Here is a 19,765-nt window from a genome sequence, read left to right as displayed (position 1 = left end):
CGACCCCCGCCACTACGATCGGCCCGATGCCCGCAGCCCTGTCCCTCCGGTCCGTCAGGCGCGCAGCGCGGCGGGCGGCCGCCGTCGTGGTCGGCCTGTGCGCGCTGCTCGGAGCCGTACGCCTGATCGCGCCCGCCACCGCCGCCGACGGCGAGCCGCCGGGGGTGCGGCGGCAGCTCACGTTCCTGCGCGCCGAGCTGGACGCGGGCGCCGGAGACGAGGCGCAGGCGCTCTTCCCCGAAGGCTACTTCTTCCTGCACGTCCTGTACGGCCTGGCCTGGGTCGAGCTCGGCCACCGCCGGCCGGACGAGCGGGCGGCGGCGCTGCGCGAGGCGAGGTGGGCGCTGGCCCGGCTGGACGGCCCAGGCGGCAGGGCCCCGTTCGACCGGTCGCTCGATCCGCCGTTCGGCGTCTTCTACCGGGGCTGGGGCAACTGGCTGCTCGGCGGCGTGCTGAGCCTGCAACAGGACGGGCGGCGCGACCCGGCCGAGCTGCGCCGCTTCACCGAGGACTCGGCCGCCCTGGCGCGCGCGTTCGACGCGGCGCGCTCGCCGTTCCTGGAGGCGTACCCCGGGCAGGCGTGGCCGGTGGACTCGACGGTCGCGGTCGCCTCGCTGCGGCTGCACGACGCGCTGACCGGCGAGCCGCGCCACGCGGGCACCGTCGCCCGCTGGCTGGAGCGGGTACGCGAGCGGCTCGACCCGCGTACCGGCCTGATCCCGCACGTCGTCGCGGCGGACACCGGCGAGCCAGAAGGAGTGGCGCGCGGCAGCTCGCAGAGCCTCATCCTGCGCTTCCTCGTGGACATCGACCCGGCCTTCGCCGCCGCCCAGTACGCCCGCTTCCGCGAGCTGTACGTCGCCGCCCCGCTGGGCCTCGGACCGGCCGTCCGCGAGTACCCGCACGGCATGGACGGCCCCGCCGACGTGGACTCCGGGCCGCTCCCGCTGGGCGTGAGCCTGTCGGCCACCGCGGTCGCCCTCGGTGCGGCACAGGCCCAGGGCGACGCCGCGCTCGCCGGGGCGCTGGCCAACTACGGGGAGCTGGCCGGGCTGCCGATCGGCACGCCCTGGACCAAGCGGTACGCCTTCGGCCTGCTCCCCATCGGCGACGCCTTCCTCGCCTGGTCCAAGACCGCCCGCCCCTGGGTCTCGCCACCGCCCGCCACCCCACCCGCGACGGTCGGCTGGTGGTGGCGGCTGCCGCTGCTCGCGCTGCTCGCGCTGATCGGTCTCGCGCCCTGGCTGCCCGCGATCACGCGGGCCGTGCGCGGGCGCTCGCGCCCAGCCGGGCGGCCAGCCGGTCCAGCGCCATGTTGATCGCGATGAAGATGGCCGCGATGAGCACGGCCGCCTGGATCACGTTCGAGAAGTTCGCCGCGATGCCGTTCAGCCCCCGGTCCACCAGCTCGTCGTAGCCGACGATCAGTCCCAGCGCCGAGTCCTTCAGCAGCACCACGAACTGGCTGATCAACGCGGGCAGCATGGCCTTGACCGCCTGGGGCAGCAGCACGAGCCGCATCACCTGCCCCTTGCGCATGCCCACCGCGTACGCCGCCTCCCGCTGCCCCTTCGGCAGGCTCAGCACCCCGGCGCGGATGATCTCGGCGATCACCGAGCCGTTGTAGAGGGTGAGGCCGAACAGCACGGCGGCGAAGGCCGAGATGTTCACGCCGATGAGCACGTACGAGCCGAAGAACGCGAAGAAGATCAGCAGCAGCAGCGGCACGGACCTGAAGAACTCCACCACCACCGCCGCCGGGATCCGCACCCACCGGTGGTCCGACAGCCGCGCGGTGGCGAAGACCAGCCCGAACAGCCCGGCCAGCACCACGCCCGCCACGGCCGCCGCGAGCGTCCCCGCCAGGCCGGGCAGGATGAACGTGGCCCAGACGTCGGCGCGCAGCAGCGGCGTCCACTTCTCGGCGGCCCACTGGCCCTTGGCGTCGAAGCGGGCGTACACGAAGGCGGCCACGGCGAGCAGCGCCAGCACGACGAGCACGGTCAGCACCCGGTTGCGGCGCACGCCGCGCGGGCCCGGAGGCTCGTACAGGGTGGTGCAGACGCTCATCGGGCCACCGCCAGCCGCCGCGACAGCCAGCCGAACGCGAGCCCCATCGGCAGGCAGAGCAGCACGAACCCGGCCGCGAAGCCGAGGAAGATCTCGATCACCTGGTCTCCGTACGTCTCGATCATCTCGCGCATCCGCACCGACGCCTCGGCCACGCCCACCACCAGCGCGATCGTGGTGTTCTTGGTGAGCGCGATGAGGATGCTGCCGAGCGGTGCCACCACCGCGCGGAACGCCTGCGGCAGCGTGATCAGTGCCAGCGTCCTGGCGAAGCCCAGGCCCAGCGCGCGGGCCGCCTCCGCCTGCCCCACCGGCACCGTGTTGAGCCCCGAGCGCAGCGCCTCGCACACGAACGCCGAGGTGTAGGCGGTCAGCCCGATGACGGCGAGCCAGAAGTTGTTGGTGGCGATGTCGTCGGACAGCTCAAGGCCCAGGTTCGCGCCCACCCCGAGGCCGGTGAAGAGCAGCACGAGCGTGAGCGGGGTGTTGCGGGCCACGGTCACGTACGCGGTGGCGGTGGCGCGCAGCGCGCCCAGCGGCGCCACCCGCATGGCGGTCAGCAGCGTGCCCAGCACCAGCGAGCCGAGCGCGCTGACCGCCGTCAGCCGCACCGTCATCCAGAAGGCGGCGATGATCGTGCCGCCCTCGGTCAGCAGCGCTTCCATGGCGCCTCAGTACCGCTCGAGCTGCGGGGCCTGGGGCAGCGCGAAGCCGGAGGCGCCCACGCTGTCCTGCAGCGCCTTGGTCCAGCTCCCGTCGGAGAACATCTTCTCCAGCGCGTCGTTGATCGCCTTGCGCCCGGCGGCGTCGTCCTTCTTCAGCCCGATGCCGTACTTCTCGGTGCTGAACGGCTTGCCGACGACCTTGAGCTTGCCGGCGTGCTGCGCGGCGTAGCCGGCCAGGATGACGTTGTCGGTGGTGATCGCGTCGAGCTGGCCGCCGAGCACCCGGTCCACGCACGCCGAGTACGTGCGCTCCTCCTGCAGCTGCACCTCCTTGGCGTACTCCGCCTTGACCTTCTGCGCCGGGGTCGAGCCGGCGACCGAGCAGAGCTTCTTGCCGTTGAGCGCCTCGGGCCCGGTCAGCTCGGTGTCGTCGGCCCTGACCAGCAGGTCCTGCCCGGCCACGAAGTACGGCCCGGCGAAGGAGACCTTCTGCTTGCGCGCGTCGGTGATGGAGTACGTGGCCACCACCATGTCCACCTGGCCCTGCTCGATGAACGCCTCCCGGTTGGCCGACACGGTCTCCTTGAACGTGATGTCCTTCTCCTCGACGCCGAGCTGCTTGGCCACATACTTGGCGACCTCGATGTCGAAGCCGGTGAACTTCCCGTCGGGGGTGCGCAGCCCGAGCCCCGGCTGGTCGGCCTTCACGCCGATGACCAGCTTCTTGTCGTTCTTGGCCTTGTCCACGATGGACGCGGTGGAGGCGTGGCTGTCGGCGCCGCACCCGGACGCGGCGGCTGCCACGGTCAGCGTCGAGGCGATCACGGTGAGTAGCGATATGCGGGACATGACGACTCCTCAGGAGGTCTCTGCGGTCGGTCAGTGGGTGAGGATCTTGGCGAGGAAGTTCTGGGCGCGGTCGCTGCTCGGCGCGCCGAAGAAGGCGGCGGGGGTGTCCTGCTCGACGATCTGGCCGTCCGCCATGAACACGACCCGGTCGGCGGCGCGGCGGGCGAAGCCCATCTCGTGGGTGACGACGACCATGGTCATGCCCTCGCGGGCCAGCGCCGTCATGACCTCCAGCACCTCGTTGACCATCTCCGGGTCGAGGGCCGAAGTGGGCTCGTCGAACAGGATCGCCTTCGGGTCCATGGCCAGCGCCCTGGCGATGGCGACCCGCTGCTGCTGCCCGCCGGACAGCTGCGCCGGGTACTTGTCCGCCTGGCCGCCGATGCCGACCCGGTCGAGCAGTTCGCGGGCCCTGCGCACGGCCTCGTCCTTCGGCCGCTTCAGCACGTGCACCTGCCCGAGGACGACGTTCTCCAGGACGGTCTTGTGCGCGAAGAGGTTGAACGACTGGAACACCATGCCGACCTCGGCCCGCAGCCGGGCCAGCGCCTTGCCCTCGGCCGGCAGCGGCACGCCGTCCAGGGTGATCGTGCCGGAGTCGATGGTCTCCAGCCGGTTGATCGCCCGGCACAGGGTGGACTTGCCCGCCCCGGACGGCCCGATGATCACCACGACCTCGCCCTGCCGCACGGTCAGGCTGACGTCCCTGAGCACGTGATGGTCACCGAAGCGCTTGTTCACCCGGTCCAGCACGATCAGGTCCGCGTGGCTCATGCGTCACGCTCCTTGTCTCGGTCGGCGTTGGCGTAACCGTAAGAAGCGGGACCCGCCGCGAAGCGACTTATGATCGTTTAGATCCTTCTGATCGTTTAATTCAGGGGTTGGCCGGTCGCGACGAGGCGGACGTGGTGCCGGTGACCCCGATCGTGGCGACGAACGCGCGGTCCCACTGCCCGTCGCGCAACCAGCGCGCGATCAGCCCGTTGAGGTAGTCGCGGAACACCGCGTCCCCCTTGCGGATGCCGATCCCGTACGGCTCGCGCCCGAACGGCTTGCCGACCAGCCGCAGCGTGTCGGGATGCTGGGCCAGCAGACCGAGCAGGATCGTGTCGTCGGTGCTCACCACGTCCACCCGCCCCGAGATCAGCGCGGGCACGCAGATGCTGTAGGCGTCCACGATCTCCAGGTGCGCCGTGGGCACGGTCGAGCGCAGCCGATCGACCGACGTGGAGCCCTTGGCCGTGCAGACGGTCTTGCCCTTCAGGTCCTCGACGCCGTTGATCGTCGTGTCGCCCACCCTGACCAGCAGGTCCTGCCCGGCGTAGTAGTACGGGTCGGTGAACGACACCACCTTGGCCCGCTCCGGCGTGATCGAGTACGTCGCCACCACCAGGTCCACCAGCCCCTGGGTGATGAAGTTCTCCCGTTCGCGCGAGACCGTCTCCACGAAGCGGATGTTGCGCTCGCTGCCCGTCAGGTCCTTGGCGATGAGCCTGGCGATCTCCGCGTCGAAGCCGGTGATGCGCCCGCTCACCGGGTCCTTGTAGCCGAACATCGGCTGGTCGAACTTGATGCCGACGGTGAGCACGCCGCGCTCCCTGATGCGCGCCATCGTCGAGTCCTCGGGGAAGGGGTCCGGCTCGCCGCAGCCCGCCGGCGCCAGGCAGATGAGCACCGCCGCGAGTAAGGCCCGCAACCCTTTCACCGGTCCTCCCTCATCGGACGCGGTACCGGTGCTGCGGCCGCCCTGTCGGTCCGTACCTCGGGCGGCCCTCGACCAGCCCGCGATCGGCCAGGTGCTCCAGGTAGCGGCGGGCGGTGGCGCGGCTGACCCCGATCATGCCGGCCAGCTCGTGCGCCGAGGCGTCCTCCTCGACCTCCGCCAGGGCGTCGAGCACGGCCTGCTCGGTGGCGGGGGAGATGCTCTTGGGCCGGGAGGCGGAGTCGAGGTGCATCGAGCGGAAGATCCGGTCGATCTCCTGCTGCTCGGCGAAGCTGTCGCCGGACTCGAGCTGCTCCAGGGTGGCGGCGTACCGCAGCAGGGTCTGCTCCAAGGTGCCCGCCCGCGTGGGTTTGACCAGGTAGTAGAGCGCGCCGCGCTGGATCGCGGCGCGCACGGTGGCCGACTCCTTGCGGCCGGAGATGACGATCACGTCGGCAGGGGGCTGCTCGGGCCTGCGCAGGCGATGAGCCACCTCTAAGCCGGGCATATCCGGAAGGTGAAGATCGAGCAGGACGAGACGCGGCGCGAAGCGGGCGGCGGCGGCCAGAGCGGCGTGACCTGTATGGGCGATCCCCACGACCCTGAACCCCAGTACCCGGTTGACCTGGGCGTGCAGTGCGGCGGTCACCACGGGGTCGTCGTCCACGATGAGTACGGTGATGTCCCTGAGCTCAGGCATCGCCACGCTCCTCGTCTAACTGGTCGATCAATGCAGCTTAGGCGGGTTTTGCCGAAAAAGATCGACTTTTGCTCGTTCTGTTCATCGGGAACCGGCGCGAACACCGGAACCCTCCTACTCTGTACCCCAACGAGAGGGGGGAGGGACGGACGCCCGTGCGATGGTTGCTCGCGGTGACGGCCCTGTGGACGTTGCTCGGCCTGCTGCCGCTGGCGCTGCTCACTTCGTCCAGCATCTCGCTGTCGGAGGGCGCGGTCAGAGACGAGGTGAGCGACCGCGTCAAGACCACGGCCTCGGTCAGCCGGGTCGTGGTCGAACAGCAGATGGACTCGCTCAAGCAGCTCGTCACCGCCTTCGCCCAGCGGCCCGAGGTACGCCAGGCCGTCAAGAGGACCGAGCCCGGCACATTGGCCGGCTGGCTGGCCGAGCTGAAGCGCATGCGCGACGGCGTCAGCGGCGTCGTCATGATCTCGCCGGAGGGGCAGACGATCGGCGTCGAGCCGCCCGTCGTGCTGCCCCAGGACACCGCCAGCACCGACTGGTACCGCGCCGTGCGCGACCAGCGGGCCGCCTACGTCTCGCAGGCGTACACGCCGACCATGCGCGACGTCTCCAGAGCCGTCGCCGTGGCCGCGCCCATCCCCTCCGCCGACGGCGTGGGCATGGTCGGCATGCTCGCCGTCGTCTACAGCCTCGACGCGATCCAGCAGTTCGCCGAGAAGGCCGCCGACGCGCAGGACATCCGGCTGCTCATCACCGACAAGGCCGGCGTGCTCGTCGCCGACGACCCCAGCAAGAAGATCAACGCCCTGACCTCCCTGCGCGAGGACCCGCGCGTGGACAACGCGCTCAACGGGCAGGCGTGGAGCGGCGAGTACAAGGGCATCGACGGCGTCGTGCTGTCGGCGTCCGAGCCCATCCCGAGCATCGGCTGGACGGTCACCGCCGAGGTGCTCGCCGCCGAGGCGCTGGCCTCCGCCGAACGGGTGCGCACGAACGTGCTCACCGTCGCCGCCCTGCTCGCCCTGCTCATCCTCATCGGCCTCGGCCTGCAGATCCACAGCACCCGCGGCCGCCGCCGCGCCCAGGCCACGCTCGCCAGGTACGCCGCCGAGCTGGCCGCCGCCCGCGACGAGGCGCTCGACGCGTCCAACGCGAAGTCCGAGTTCGTCGCCAAGATCAGCCACGAGATCCGCACCCCCATCAACGGCGTGCTCGGCATGAACTCGCTGCTCATGAACACCCGCCTGGACGACGAGCAGCGCTACTACGCCACCACCGCCCAGGAGGCCGCACAGAACGTGCTGCGCCTGCTCGACGACTTCCTCGACCTGTCGCGCATCGAGGCGGGCCACCTCCAGGTGGAGGCCGTGCCGTTCGACCTGCCGCGCCTGTGCGACGAGGTCGTGGCGCCGTTCGCGCCGCACGCCTACGAGCAGGGCCTGTGGCTCACGCTCCGGCTCGACGAGAACGTCCCCAGACAGGTCGTGGGCGACCCCGCCCGGCTGCGCCAGGTGCTGACGAACCTCGTCGGCAACGCCCTCAAGTTCACCGTCCAAGGCGGCGTCGACCTGCACGTCACGCTCGACGAAGGCGAGCCTGGACAGGACCGCGTGGTGCTCAGGTTCGCCGTGGCCGACACCGGCATCGGCGTCGGCCCGCAGGACCGCGAGAAGGTGTTCGGCGTCTTCCGCCAGGTGGACACCCCGATCACCCGCAGGACCGGCGGCAGCGGCCTCGGCCTGGCCATCAGCCGGCAGCTCGTCGAGCTGATGGGCGGGCGCATCGGGCTGGACAGCGTGGAGGGCGTCGGCAGCCGGTTCTGGGCGACGCTGCCGATGGACGTGCTCGACTGGTCGGAGCCCGGCGCCGCCGCCCTGGAGGGACGGCGCGCCCTCGTCGCCGACCAGCGGCCCGAGGACCGCGCGCTGGCCGCCCGCTTCCTCGCCCAGGCGGGCGCCGACGTGGAGGAGACCAGGGACGTCGAGTCCGCCCTGCGCATGCTGCGGGCCGCCGCGGGCAGCGGGGAGCCGTACGAGCTGGCCGTCGTCGCACTCGACCTCAGCGCCGGACCGTACAACGGCGAGTCCTCCGACGTGCCGCGCTCGCTGGCCCACGCCATCCTCGTCGATCCGCTGCTCCAGGCCACCAGCGTCATCGTGGTCGTCACCCCCGGCCGCTCGGGCGTCGCCTGGCCGGCGCCCGCGGGCGAGCGGGCCGTCCAGTCGATCACCCGGCCGCTCAGCCGCCGCCGCCTGCTCGCCGCCGTGGAGAACGCCCTCGGCACCGCCGAGAACCCCGGCGGCGCCTCCGGCGGGTCCGGCGCTTCCGGCGGCGGGCCGACCGGCGGCGCGCGCATCCTCGTCGCCGAGGACGACGAGGTCAGCCGCCAGGTCGCCATGCTCGTCCTCAGCCAGGCCGGGCACGAGGTCGAGACCGTGGACGACGGCGAGCAGGCGGTGCGCGCCGTGCTCGCCGGCGACTACGACCTGGTCTTCATGGACTGCCAGCTGCCCGTGCTCGACGGGCTCGCCGCCACCGAGGAGATCAGGAGCCGCGAGGAGTCCCACACCCCGATCATCGCCATGACCGCCGCCGCCATGCCGGACGACCGCATCCGCTGCCTGGAGGCCGGCATGGACGACCACCTCGCCAAGCCCGTCGACTGGGCGCGCGTGCTGGCCAGGATCCCCGAGTGGACCGCCTCCGCCGGGCTGCCGCCCGAGCTGGCCGGGCTCTCCGCCGAGGCGCTCGCCGACGTGGCACGGGCCTACCTGGCGACCGCGCCGCGCACGTTCGAGGAGCTGCGCCAGGCCGTACGCGACGGTGACCGGCCGCAGGCGGCGGCGCTCGCGCACCGCCTCAAGGGCGCCTGCGCCACGGTCGGCGCCACCAGGGAGGCCGAGCTGTGCCGGCGCGCCGAGGAGATCTCCAGGGCCGGCGGCGTGGTCGGGGAGGCGCTGTTAGAGGAGCTGGAGGCGCTGCTGAACGAGGTCCCGGACTGGATGGGCGCGGTCCGCTCACCCTGACCCGTCTCCGCTCGGGAAGACCGGAGGGCCGGGCTCGGCACCGCTTGGAAAGGCCGGGTCCGCCGCCGTTTACGGTTTTCCGCCATCGAGGTCGGCGGATCGCCCCCATGGTCCGCGCCGTCCTCCACTCCTAGCGTGAGCGCCGTGATCAGTTTGCAGGGCTTGACCAAACGCTACGGCGACCGCCTCGCCGTGGACGATCTGACGCTGGAGCTGCGGCCGGGCAAGGTGACGGGCTTCCTCGGCCCGAACGGCGCGGGCAAATCCACCACCATGCGCCTGGTGCTCGGCCTCGACCGGCCCACCGCGGGCACCGCGCTCGTCTGCGGCCTGCCGTATCACCGCATGGAAAACCCGCTGCGCACGGTCGGGGCGCTGCTCGACGCGCGCGCCGTGCACCCGGGCCGCAGCGGGCACGCCCACCTGACGGCGCTGGCCCGCAGCAACGGCATCCCGGTGCGGCGGGTGGGAACGCCGGGGACCTCGCCGACCGGCTGCGCGCGGCCGGGCTCGCCGTCGAGCGCCTCGGGGAGAACGAGCTGGAGGTCACCGGCGCCACCGTCGAACGCGTCGGCGACCTCGCGTACGAGGCCGGTGTCCGCCTGCACGAGCTGCGTACCAGGCATGCCTCACTCGAGCAGGTCTACCAGGAGCTGACCTCCGGCAGCGTCGAGTACGGAGCGGGCGTATGAGCCGGATCGCACCTTCGACGCCGGCGCGCGTCGTGACGCGGGCCCTGCCGCAGGCCGTCGCCGCGGAATGGGTGAAGGCGTGGTCGGTCAGGTCCACCTGGTGGTGCCTGGCCTGCGCGGTCGTGCTCGGCGTCCTCGCCGCCGCCACGCTGGCCGGCGCGAACGCCACCGACGCCGTACGCGAGGGCGGCGCAGTGCGCATCCCGGCCAGCGAGGCCGTGGTGTCGGCCACCTCGTTGCTGTCGCTCGACGCGTTCGGGCACCTCGTCGTGCTGCCGCCCGGCGAGGTCGCGCTCGACCTGCTCCGCACGGGCGTCTACTTCGCGCTCGTCGGCGTCATGACCGTGGGCGTCGGTGTCGCGATGCGCAGCGCGGCGGGCACGCTCTCCGTGGTGTTCATGCTGCTCATGGGGCTGCCGCTGCTGCTCAGCATGACCGGCACCGGGCTCGCGGTCGAGGCGTCCCTGCGCATGCCGATGTTCGCCGAGCTGGCGTTCATGGACAGCGCCGACGACCTGACCGGAGGGCCGATCCCGTACTCGGCGGGGGAAGGGCTGGCCTGGCTGCTCGCCTGGACGGCGGCGGCCATGGCGGCGGGCCTGACCGTCCTGCACCGGCGCGACGCGTGACCCCTCCCGCGTCCGGCGCCGGCTGTGGGAGGGAACCTGCGCCCGGTGCCGGCTCCGGGAGGGAACCCGCGCCCGGAGCCGAGACGGGAGCCGTGTCCGGTGCTGGGGCGTCTGGTCCGGTCGCAGGCGGCGGCGCGGTGCTGCTCGCGGTGTCCATCCTGCTGCTCCTGGCCATGGCCGCGCTCGAACGCCGCCTGGCCACGTACTTCCTGGGCCCAGGACCCCAGGAGCTGATGCGGGCCCGCATCGCCGAGCTGACCGCCACCCGTTCCGGCATCGTCGAGGCAGTGGACGATGAGCGCCGCCGGATCGAGCGGGACCTGCACGACGGCGTGCAGCAGCGCGGCGTCGCCCTGGCCATGCTGCTCGGCCGCGCCCGGCACGCCCGCGACCACGACCGCATGGCCGAGCTGGTCGCCCAGGCGTACACCGAGTCGCGTCGCCTCCTCGACGAGCTGCGCAGCGTCGCCTGGCGCGTCTACCCGACCGCGCTCGACGAGCTGGGCCTGCGCGCCACGCTGCCGAAGGCGCCGCCGTGCGCGTGATACTCGCCGACGACTCCGTGCTGCTGCGCGAGGGCCTGACCCGGCTGCTCGACGACGCGGGCCACGAGGTGGTGGCCGCCGTCGGCGACGCGCCCGCGCTGCTCGGCGCCGTCGAGCGTCACCGGCCCGAGGTGGCGGTCATCGACGTGCGCATGCCGCCGGGGCACAAGGACGACGGCCTGCGGGCGGCCCTGGAGATCCGCGAGCGGCTGCCGGAGGTCGGGGCGCTCGTCCTGTCCCAGTACGTCGAGCAGCACTACGCCGCCCGCCTCCTGGCCGGTCCCGCGGAAGGGCTCGGCTACCTGCTGAAGGACCGGGTCTCGGAGGTGGCCGAGTTCCTCGACTCGCTCGAACGCGTCCGCGCCGGCGGCACCGTACTCGACCCCGAGGTGGTGCGCCGGCTGATGGCCCGCGCCGCCCGTACGGACCCGCTGAGCACGCTCAGCCCCCGCGAGAGCGAGGTGCTGCGCCTGCTCGCCGAGGGCTTCGTCAACGCCGCCATCGCCGAACGCCTGCACGTCTCGCTCAGCACCGTGGAGAAGCACGTCAACGCCATCATGGAGAAGCTCGACCTGCCCCGCGACCCCGGCTACAGCCGCCGCGTGCTGGCGATCCTGCGCTACCTCGACGCCTGACCTCGATCCAGCGCCCGGACCGGCGTGGCGGCGACGGGGCATCTCATCGGCCTGACCATCGGGCTCAGAGGGCTGCCCGCAACAGCGCTCAGAACGCGGTGTGGCCGAGCCAGTGCCGCAGCAGCGCCAGGTCACCGCCCACCCGGCGAGGCGGCACCCGCCGCGCGAGCACCAGCATGCACTCGGCCACCGGACCCGACACCACCACGTCGGCCTCCGTATCGGACCGCTCCCACCGGGGCCCGCCGGGCGTCCTGGTGATCAGCCAGCCGGGCATGCCGTCCGCCCGCACCGCCAGCCGCTCGCCCCGGCCGCGCAGCGCGGCCAGCTCCGGCTTGAACGCCTCCACCCCCGGCGCCGTCACGAGCTCCAGGGCCTCGGTGATCACGTCGGCGGCCAGGTCGTCGGCGATCGCGTAGGCCACGCCCGTGGTGGTCGCCGCGTCGTGATGATGTACGGCGGTCTCGCAGAACATCCGGCGCAGCCAGAAGGCAGGCGGCACCGCACCCGCGAACGACCAGACGGGCGCGTCCGGCGCCGCCGACCGTACGGCCGCGATCAGCTCCTCTGCCCCGTCCCGCAGCCACGCACCCCACGCGGCGGGCGAGCCCGGCAGGCCGTCATGCGGATCGGGGACGGGCAGCGGCGCACGCGTCGCCCGGGCCTGCCCGTTGCTCGGTGGGTCATCGAGTGGGTCGGGGAGAGGCGGCGATGCGCTGGCCGCGCGGGCCTGCCCACTGTCCGGCAGACAGTCTGCAGGGTGGGAGAGGGGCGGCGGTGTGCTCGCCGCGCGGATCAGGCCGGCCGCCCAGCGGGTGGCCTGTCCCACGTGTCCGACCAGGTCGCGCAGCCGCCACTGCGGGCAGGCCGGCACCTTCGCCTCCGGGTCGCCGCCCGCGACGGCGCGGCCGAACGCCGCCGTCTGCTCCCGCAGCCCTTCCACCAGCCGGTCCGGCTCCAGGGTCGTCATGGTCTCCACCCACTCCTCGCTTCGTTGGCCGAGATCGCCGGTAGCGTAGGAACTCCACCCGGGTGGAGGTTCAAGTGCCGTTTCGCGACGAGACGCTCGCCATCGGCGACCTGGCCAGGCTCACCGGCGTGCCCGTGCGGACCATCCGCTTCTACTGCGACGAGGGCGTGATCGCGTCCGTGCGCAGCGCGGGCGGCCACCGCAGGTTCGACCGGGCGGCCGTCGAGCGGCTCACCCTGGTCAGGCGGCTGCGCGGGCTCGGGCTCGGGCTGAGCGCGATCGGCGCGGTACTGGAGGGCGAGACCACGCTGGCGCGGGCGGTGGCGGACGAGCGCGCCGCCCTCGACGTACGGCTGCGCGAGCTGGCCTGGCGACGCGCCCGGCTGCGGGCCATCGAGGAGGCCGGGCCCGCCGCCGAGCAGGCGGCCAGGCTCGCCCTGCTGGCCGCCGTCGAGGACGCCGAGGCCGCGCGCGAGCGGCTGGTCGCTTTCTGGCGGCTGCAAATGGTCCTGCCGGTCTCCGACGAGCTGTTCCGCTCGTTCGCCGCCATGGCCGCCCCGCCGCCTCCGGCCGATCCGGCTCCTGCACAGGTCGTCGCGTACGCCGAACTCGTCGCCCTCGTCGGCGATCGCTCGCTGACGCGCGTCCTGCGCGCGAGGGCACGGGAGAACGCCCGCGCCATCACCGACGAGAACGAGCTGATGCACGGCGTCGCCGAGGCCGTCGCCCTGGCACAGCCGCTGGTCGTGGCGGGCGAGCCACCCGGGGCGGGGCCGGAGCTCGACCGGTTCGTGGCCGCCCACGCCGGTGTACGCCGCCGCGCCGACACCCCGGAGTTCCGGCGCGAACTGCTCGGCGTCCTCGCGGCCGACCACGACCCCCGCGTGCGCCGCTACTGGCGGCTGGTGGGCGAGGTCAGCGGCACCTCCGTGACGGTCGGCCACACGATCACCTGGCTCAGCGACGCGCTGGCGCACTCGCTCGCCGCGCCGGGCGCAGGACACGGGAAGGCCGCGCCTAAAGGCCGCGGCCGGTCCTGACGGCCCCGCTCTCAGGTGTCGCGGCACTCCTGGGGAGCGGGCCTGGTCTCGGGCGGTGCGGGCCGCAAGCGCGTCTCAGGCGTCCTGGCCGGTTTTGACGGCTGGGGCGGCCTTTTCGACGACCCTGCGGGGCGGGCTTGCGCGGCGGGCGGTGAGTACGAGGAGGGCGGCGAGCAGGAGCCAGCCGCACGTCATGGCGATCAGCCAAGGCCAGCCCGCGTGCCCGTACACGATGGCGCCCGCAGTGCCGCCCGCGCCGCTGCCCAGGTAGTAGCAGAGGGTGTAGATGCCGGCGGCGCGGCCACGGGCGCGCGGGGGAGCGTCGGCGGTGACCCAGGCGTTGGCGATGGCGTGCGCCGCGAAGAACCCGGCCGTCAGGACCGCGAAACCGGTGACGATGACGGCTAGTGAGGAGTGGGCGGTCAGCACCGAGCCCGCCGCCGTCACGCCCAGGGCGGCCACCAGCGCGGCCGTCCTGCCCAGGCGGGCCGTCAGCCGTCCGGCGGCGGCCGAGGACATCGTGCCCATCGCGTACGACAAGAACACCAGCGATGCGGCGGCCGGGCTGAGCGAGATGGGCGGCGCGGCCAGCCGGAACCCGGCCGCGTTGTAGACGGCCACGAACGCCCCCATGGCCAGCCCTCCGACCGCGACGGGCACCCCCAGCACCGCCCACGTGCGCCCCGCAGCCTCAGGCCCAGCCGCGGTTCCGGCTTCGGCCTCGGTGCCGGCCCTGGCTCTCGCCCCGTTCCCGGTCTTGGTCGTCTCGGTCGCGCTTCCATCGGGCAGGGTGGCGGCGGCGAACCCCGCGCAAATCAGAGCCACTGCTGCGACGGCGAACTGCGAACCCTGCCAGCCCAGCGGTCCGGCGGCGAAGCCCGCGCCCAGCCGTCCCAGCATGCCGCCCACGGAGTTGCCCGCGATCATCGCGCCGACCGCGCCCGCCAGCCGGCTCGTGCCGAGCTGGTCGGCCAGGTAGGCCGCCGCCACTCCGGCGAACCCGGCGATCGCCACCCCCTGCGCCGCCCGCAGCACCAGCAGCACAGGGAACGACGGCGCGAGCGGCAGCAGCAGCCCGAGCAGCGCCGGCACCAGCACCGCCCACAGGATGACCCGCCGCCGCCCCACGCGGCCTGCCAGCCAGGCCAGCGGCAGCACCGCGACGGCGAGCGACCCGGTGGCCACGCCGACCGCGAGGGACGCGCTGCCGGGATCCAGCCCGTACGCGGCCGCAAGCTGGGGCAGCACCGGTTGCGGCGAGTACAGCAGGGCGAAGGACGACAGGCCCGCCGCGGCGACGGCCGCGCTGACCCGCCGGGTGTCATCAGGGGAGGAACCACGCAAAACCGCCACGCTGAGCACGCTAGGTCGGCGGGAACAATACGTCCAATACGTAGATAGCCGATAATTCATGCTGTGACGTATGAATCCGACGACAGGTTGGCCGCCCGGCTCGCCCCGTCGCTCGCCCTGCTGGCCGCCGTCGGCGAGACCGGCCACGTGACCCGCGCCGCCGAGCTCCTCGGCATCCCCCAGCCCACCGCGAGCCGCCGCCTGGCCGCGCTCGGCGAACTGGTCGGCGCCCCGCTCACGCTCCCGTCGGGCCGTGGCATCCGCCTCACCCGGGCGGGGCGTACGCTGGCCGCCGCATCAAGCCGCGCCCTGACCGCCGTGACCGCCGCCGTCCGTGAGGTCCGCGAGGAGATCGACCCCGCCACCGGCCGTATCGTCCTCGGGTTCCTGCACCTGCTCGGCCGTACGCTGGTGCCCTCGCTCATCGGCGCGTTCCGCGAGCGCAACCCCGGCGTACGCTTCAGCCTGGCGCAGGGCTCGCGCCAGGACATGCTGCGGGCGCTCCGCGACGGCGAGATCGACCTGGTGTTCGTCGCCCCCATGCCGCTCGACGACCCCGACCTCGTCAGCCATCCGATCGCCGACCAGGAGCTGGTGCTGTCGGTGCCGCCCACGCACCGCCTGGCCGCCAGGAAGCGGGTGCGGGCGGCCGAGCTGGCGGGGGAGGAGCTGGTGACGCTCGAACCCGGATACGGGCTGCGGCAGATCACCGACGACCTGTGCGCCGCGGCCGGGTTCGAGCCGCGCATCGCGTTCGAGGGGCAGGAGTCGGAGACCGTACGCGGGCTGGTGGCCGCCGGGCTCGGCGTCGCCGTACTGCCGCACGCCGACCAGCCGCCCGCCGGGGGCGTCATCGAGATCCCCCTGTCGCCGCCGCTGTTCCGGACCATCGGCATGAGCTGGCGCGCCGGCGACGGCCTCACCCCGGCCGCCCGCGCCTTCCGCGACCACGCCCTGTCCGCCCTTCCGCTGCATACCCCTGGCTTCCGCCCGCCCAGGACGCCCACACCGGGTGCGGGTGAGTGAGTGCTGGGGGAGGCGGGGCCTGTGCGGCTGAGGACGGCCGGAGGCCGCGCGTGTGCGGGGCAGAGCTGCGGGAGACTGGGGCGCATGGGACAGCAGGACGGGGACGCGGGAGTGCCGGGGTCGCTGGCGCGGGTGCTCGCGGAGGTGCGGGACGAGCGAGTGGCGCAGGACGAGCGGTGGGGCATGCAGGTGCTGCCCGACGGGACCGGCGGTCATGGCACGGTGGCGGCGGCCGATGCGGCACGCGATGAGACGGAGACGGCGGCGCGGGCCGGCGGGCTGACGTGGCGGCACATCCTGGCCGAGGAGGTGATGGAGGCGTTCGCCGAGGAGGATCCGCAGCGGCTGCGCAGGGAGCTGATCCAGGTCGCGGCGGTCGCGGTGAAGTGGGTGCAGGCGCTCGACAGGCGGCCTGCGGGGGATCGGCCAGGCGCGCGTGACCGGACAGCCGTCAGGCGGCCTGAAGGCGATCAGCCGGGTCCGGGCGATCAGGAGGTGGAGCGGCTCCCCGGAGACGATCAGCCGGGTCCGCGCGACCAGACGGTGACGGCGAACGGCCGGGGCGGTGCCGCGTAGACCTCCTCGCTGAGCCGGGTCAGCGTGCCGCAGACGTCCAGATACCCGTGCAGCCGGTTCGCCTCCGGCCACGGATGCACCGCCACCAGCACCCCGTCCGGCGCGAGCAGCGCGCTGAGCTGCTCGGACGCGCGGCGCAGCCGTTCGTGGCGGCCCAGGTAGTACAGGGTCTCGGAGCAGAACACCAGGTCGTAGCGGGGCTCGGGGCGGTGGGTGAGGATGTCGGCCTGGATGAAGCGGACCCGCCCGCCCTCCGGCACGCGCGCCCGGGCGCGGGCCAGCGCCCGTTCGGAGACGTCCACCCCGGTGATCTCCGCGTCGGGGTACGCTGCGGCGAGCGTCCCGGTGAACACGCCCTCGGCGCAGCCCACCTCGATGATGCGCCGGTACGGCCTGGGCGGCAGGTGCGTGAGCGTCACCCGGTACTTCTGCTGCTCGTAGCCGTCGGTCGCCAGCCTCCACGGGTCGGGCGTCCGGTGCCGCCACTCGAAGTAGCCGCGCAGGACGAGGCCCTGTCCCTTGGGGGAGAGCAGGGACAGGGCGCGGAAGAACGTGCGGTGCAGGCGGTCAGGCAGACTCGGCATGCGGCCTCTCTCGGTCGGGACCTCCACGGCCGGTCGGTCCGGGACTTGAGGTGAAGTCGTCGCCGGATGGAGATTCCCGGGAACCGAGCGGGCAACGCCTGGTCAAAGCCACATGGGTCGCGATATTTCCGCAATCGCGGGCGTCTATGCCATGGCGTCGCGCAGCTCCCGCTTGAGCACCTTGCCGGAGGCGTTCTTCGGCAGCGCGTCCACGAACACCACCCGCTTGGGCGTCTTGAACGGCGCGAGCCGCCCCCGCAGGAACCCGATCAGCTCGCCGGCGGTCAGCTCAGAGCCCTGCCGCAGCACCACCGCGGCCGTCACCGCCTCGATCCACTTCTCGTCGGGCACCCCGAACACGGCCGCCTCGGCCACCGCCGGATGCTGGTAGATGGCCTCCTCGACCTCGCGGCTGGCGACGTTCTCGCCGCCCGTCTTGATCATGTCCTTCTTCCTGTCGACCACCGACAGGTAGCCGTCGGCGTCCATGACCCCGAGGTCGCCGCTGTGGAACCAGCCGCCGCGGAACGCCTCGGCGGTCTTGTCCGGGTCGTTCCAGTAGCCGAGCATGGCGTGCGGGCTGCGGTGCACGATCTCGCCCACCGTGCCGGGCGGCACCGGCCGGTCGGCGTCGTCGACGATCCTGGTCTCGACGTTCAGCGCCGGCCGCCCGGCCGAGCCGAGGCGGGTCAGCTGCTCCTCGGGGCGCAGGATGGTCGCCACCGGAGCCATCTCCGTCTGCCCGTAGAAGTTGAACAGCCGCACGTCCGGCAGCCGCGCGGCGATCTCCTTCAGCACCTCGACCGGCATGATCGAGGCGCCGTAGTAGCCCTTGCGCAGCGAGGACAGGTCGCGGCGGTCGAAGTCGGGGTGGCGCAGCAGCGAGATCCACACCGTGGGCGGGCAGAACAGCTTGGTCGCGCGCTCGCCCTCGATCGTGGCCAGGATGACCGCGGGGCTCGCGCCGGGCAGCACGATGTTGGTGGCGCCCAGGTAGATGCCGGGCGTCAGGAAGCAGTGGAGCTGCGCGCAGTGGTAGAGGGGCAGGGCGTGCACCTCGACGTCGTCGTGGCTCATCTCGCCGTCCACCATGCAGGTGACGTACTGGGAGATGAGGCTCCTGCTGGACAGCACGGCGCCCTTGGGGCGGGACTCGGTGCCGCTGGTGTACATGATCTGGATCGGGTCGTCGTCGGCGATCTCCACGGCGGGCTCGGAGTCGTCGTCGTGGGACGACCAGGCGCTGAACGGTTCCCACCCGTCCTGCTCGGCCCCGATGACCCCGCGTACGGTCACCCGCTCGTTCACGGCCTCCCGCGCGACCGGCAGCAGCGCCTCCTCGGCCAGGATCCCGGTCGCGCCGGAGTGTTCGAGGATGTACGCCACCTCCTCGGCCCCCAGCATGAAGTTGACCGGCACGGAGATCGCGCCCAGCCGCGCCAGGGCGAAGTAGGCGACGACGAAGGCGTGGTTGTTGTGGCTGAAGACGGCGAACCTGTCGCCCTTGCGCACCCCGCGCGCGGCCAGCGCGTTGGCCGTCCTGTTCACCATGAGGTCCAGGTCGGCGTAACTCTGGCGCAGATCGCCGAAGACGATCGCGGTCTTGGCGGGATGGCGGGCGGCCGAGCGCCGCAGGAGGTCACCGATGGTGTGCTGACGGGTCATATGGGGGCACCCTTCAGTCGCAGAGCGATGTTCGGGCGATCCTAACCCGTGAACAGCGCCGCGAGCCGCCGGTAGGAGTCGAGTCTCCGGTCCAGATCGTAGGTGTTCATGGTGATCAGCACCTCGTCCGCGCCGCTCGCCTGCACCAGTGAGCCCAGCGCGACCGCGACCTCACGCTCGGTGCCGTGGATCTGCCCCTTCAGCGACTGCTCCAGGTAGGAGCGCTCCCGCTCGGTCATCTCCATCGCGGCGATCTCCTCGGCCGGGATGAGCGGCGGGAACGAGCCGCTGGTGCGCGATCGCGCGGTCGCCCACGCCTCGGGGAGCTGCAGCAGCGCCGCCTCCTCCGTGGTCGCGCCGACCGCCACGTTCACCGCGATCATCACGTACGGCCGCGCCGCCCACGCCGACGGCCGGAACCCGGCACGGTAGCGGGCCACCGCGTCCAGCATCCGCGAGCCCGCCCCGATCACCATGGGCAGCCCGTGCGCGGCCGCGATCTCCGCGCCCGCCCCCATGGCCAGCACGAACACCTGCGGCCGCAGCCCCTCGGCGGGCAGCGCGTGCACGCCGGGATAGGCGGTCTGGCCGCCGGTGAAGAAGCCGAGCAGTTCGTCGAGCTGCTCGCCGAAGCGGTCGGCGTCGTCCTTGCCATGCCCGAGCGCCCTGCGGATGCCGCCGGTGAACCCCACGGAGCGCCCCAGCCCCATGTCCACCCGGCCGGGATACAGCGACTCCAGCACGCCGAACTGCTCGGCCACCACCAGCGGCCGGTGGTTGGGCAGCATCACGCCGCCGGTGCCCACCCGGATGCGGGAGGTCGCCGCGGCCACGGCCGCCGCCAGTACGGTCGGCGCCGAGCCCGCCACGCCGGGCACGCTGTGGTGCTCCGACACCCAGAACCGGTGATAGCCCAGGTCCTCGGCCTGCCGGGCGAAGCGCACGGTCTCGCGCAGCGCCTCGGCGGGCGTGGAGCCCCGGCGGACGAGCGAGCGGTCAAGGATCGAGTACAACGAGCCGGTCACGTCCCAGTGC

General features: G+C 73.0%; 19 protein-coding genes and 1 pseudogene. 9 read left to right on the top strand and 11 right to left on the bottom strand.

Translation table 11 applies throughout. The features are described 5' to 3' along the window. The first annotated feature begins 26 nt into the window (after window positions 1-26). On the top strand, window positions 27-1,319 hold the full coding sequence (locus AB0K67_RS06000) for a hypothetical protein (protein WP_364053601.1): 1,293 nt from the start codon (window positions 27-29) through the stop codon (window positions 1,317-1,319). Here the strand turns inward: AB0K67_RS06000 and AB0K67_RS05995 are convergent. From AB0K67_RS05995 to AB0K67_RS05970, 6 genes are all read right to left on the bottom strand, one after another. Further along, the gene (locus tag AB0K67_RS05995; protein WP_364053598.1) at window positions 1,255-2,070 is read right to left on the bottom strand and encodes an amino acid ABC transporter permease; all 816 of its coding nucleotides are present in this window, start codon (window positions 2,068-2,070) and stop codon (window positions 1,255-1,257) included. The two genes, AB0K67_RS06000 and AB0K67_RS05995, sit on opposite strands and share 65 nt — an antisense overlap. Continuing rightward, window positions 2,067-2,735 (bottom strand): amino acid ABC transporter permease, encoded by a 669-nt coding sequence (locus AB0K67_RS05990; protein WP_364053595.1) that lies wholly within the window; start codon window positions 2,733-2,735, stop codon window positions 2,067-2,069. Before AB0K67_RS05990 ends, AB0K67_RS05995 begins: the two co-directional genes overlap by 4 nt. Window positions 2,736-2,741: 6 nt before the next feature. After that, on the bottom strand, window positions 2,742-3,584 hold the full coding sequence (locus tag AB0K67_RS05985) for a glutamate ABC transporter substrate-binding protein (RefSeq protein ID WP_364053592.1): 843 nt from the start codon (window positions 3,582-3,584) through the stop codon (window positions 2,742-2,744). Window positions 3,585-3,614: 30 nt separating this feature from the next. Next, a complete protein-coding gene (locus AB0K67_RS05980; RefSeq protein WP_364053589.1) occupies window positions 3,615-4,358 on the bottom strand; it encodes an amino acid ABC transporter ATP-binding protein in 744 nt (247 codons plus the stop codon). 100 nt (window positions 4,359-4,458) lie between these two features. Continuing rightward, window positions 4,459-5,289, bottom strand: coding sequence for a glutamate ABC transporter substrate-binding protein (locus AB0K67_RS05975; protein ID WP_364053586.1), 831 nt, complete (start codon window positions 5,287-5,289; stop codon window positions 4,459-4,461). A 10-nt stretch (window positions 5,290-5,299) separates the two neighbouring features. After that, entirely contained in the window at window positions 5,300-5,986 is a 687-nt protein-coding gene (locus AB0K67_RS05970; protein ID WP_364053583.1) for a response regulator, read from the bottom strand. 155 nt (window positions 5,987-6,141) lie between these two features. Between AB0K67_RS05970 and AB0K67_RS05965 the strand changes: the two genes are divergently transcribed. The 5 genes and pseudogenes from AB0K67_RS05965 to AB0K67_RS05945 all read left to right on the top strand — a co-directional run bounded on the left by AB0K67_RS05965 (window position 6,142) and on the right by AB0K67_RS05945 (window position 11,516). After that, window positions 6,142-9,015, top strand: coding sequence for a response regulator (locus tag AB0K67_RS05965; protein ID WP_364053580.1), 2,874 nt, complete (start codon window positions 6,142-6,144; stop codon window positions 9,013-9,015). A 144-nt stretch (window positions 9,016-9,159) separates the two neighbouring features. Then, window positions 9,160-9,707 (top strand): annotated as a pseudogene (locus AB0K67_RS05960) (ATP-binding cassette domain-containing protein). Beyond that, window positions 9,704-10,336 (top strand): hypothetical protein, encoded by a 633-nt coding sequence (locus AB0K67_RS05955; RefSeq protein ID WP_364053577.1) that lies wholly within the window; start codon window positions 9,704-9,706, stop codon window positions 10,334-10,336. The pseudogene AB0K67_RS05960 and the gene AB0K67_RS05955 overlap by 4 nt, the downstream one beginning before the upstream one ends. A 92-nt stretch (window positions 10,337-10,428) precedes the next feature. Further along, a complete protein-coding gene (locus tag AB0K67_RS05950; RefSeq protein WP_364053574.1) occupies window positions 10,429-10,881 on the top strand; it encodes a histidine kinase in 453 nt (150 codons plus the stop codon). After that, window positions 10,872-11,516 (top strand): response regulator transcription factor, encoded by a 645-nt coding sequence (locus AB0K67_RS05945; protein ID WP_364053571.1) that lies wholly within the window; start codon window positions 10,872-10,874, stop codon window positions 11,514-11,516. Before AB0K67_RS05950 ends, AB0K67_RS05945 begins: the two co-directional genes overlap by 10 nt. Before the next feature lie 88 nt (window positions 11,517-11,604). Here the strand turns inward: AB0K67_RS05945 and AB0K67_RS05940 are convergent, their stop codons facing one another. Then, window positions 11,605-12,486, bottom strand: coding sequence for a maleylpyruvate isomerase family mycothiol-dependent enzyme (locus AB0K67_RS05940; RefSeq protein ID WP_364053568.1), 882 nt, complete (start codon window positions 12,484-12,486; stop codon window positions 11,605-11,607). A 74-nt stretch (window positions 12,487-12,560) separates the two neighbouring features. On the opposite strand from AB0K67_RS05940, the gene AB0K67_RS05935 reads away from it, so the two are divergent. Then, on the top strand, window positions 12,561-13,526 hold the full coding sequence (locus AB0K67_RS05935) for a MerR family transcriptional regulator (RefSeq protein ID WP_364053565.1): 966 nt from the start codon (window positions 12,561-12,563) through the stop codon (window positions 13,524-13,526). Between the two features lie 75 nt (window positions 13,527-13,601). On the opposite strand, the gene AB0K67_RS05930 is transcribed toward AB0K67_RS05935, so the two are convergent. Further along, entirely contained in the window at window positions 13,602-14,879 is a 1,278-nt protein-coding gene (locus AB0K67_RS05930; RefSeq protein ID WP_364053562.1) for an MFS transporter, read from the bottom strand. 63 nt (window positions 14,880-14,942) lie between these two features. On the opposite strand from AB0K67_RS05930, the gene AB0K67_RS05925 reads away from it, so the two are divergent. Both AB0K67_RS05925 and AB0K67_RS05920 read left to right on the top strand, forming a co-directional pair. Beyond that, entirely contained in the window at window positions 14,943-15,905 is a 963-nt protein-coding gene (locus tag AB0K67_RS05925; RefSeq protein WP_364053559.1) for a LysR substrate-binding domain-containing protein, read from the top strand. Window positions 15,906-15,989: 84 nt separating this feature from the next. Then, complete coding sequence (locus tag AB0K67_RS05920; protein ID WP_364053556.1) at window positions 15,990-16,481, top strand: hypothetical protein; 492 nt, start codon at window positions 15,990-15,992, stop codon at window positions 16,479-16,481. Here the strand turns inward: AB0K67_RS05920 and AB0K67_RS05915 are convergent. The 3 genes from AB0K67_RS05915 to AB0K67_RS05905 form a co-directional block, all read right to left on the bottom strand. Further along, window positions 16,424-17,065 (bottom strand): SAM-dependent methyltransferase, encoded by a 642-nt coding sequence (locus AB0K67_RS05915; protein WP_364053553.1) that lies wholly within the window; start codon window positions 17,063-17,065, stop codon window positions 16,424-16,426. The two genes, AB0K67_RS05920 and AB0K67_RS05915, sit on opposite strands and share 58 nt — an antisense overlap. A 144-nt stretch (window positions 17,066-17,209) precedes the next feature. Then, window positions 17,210-18,730: an acyl-CoA synthetase gene (locus tag AB0K67_RS05910; protein WP_364053550.1), complete on the bottom strand. Its 1,521-nt coding sequence runs from the start codon at window positions 18,728-18,730 to the stop codon at window positions 17,210-17,212. Window positions 18,731-18,771: 41 nt separating this feature from the next. Continuing rightward, window positions 18,772-19,755 (bottom strand): LLM class flavin-dependent oxidoreductase, encoded by a 984-nt coding sequence (locus tag AB0K67_RS05905; RefSeq protein ID WP_364053547.1) that lies wholly within the window; start codon window positions 19,753-19,755, stop codon window positions 18,772-18,774. Window positions 19,756-19,765: the final 10 nt, after the last annotated feature.

The organism is Nonomuraea sp. NPDC052634 (assembly GCF_040678535.1).
Lineage (GTDB): Bacteria > Actinomycetota > Actinomycetes > Streptosporangiales > Streptosporangiaceae > Nonomuraea > Nonomuraea fastidiosa.
Note: the sequence above shows the minus strand (reverse complement) of the source record. Positions and strands in the feature narration are given on the sequence as shown.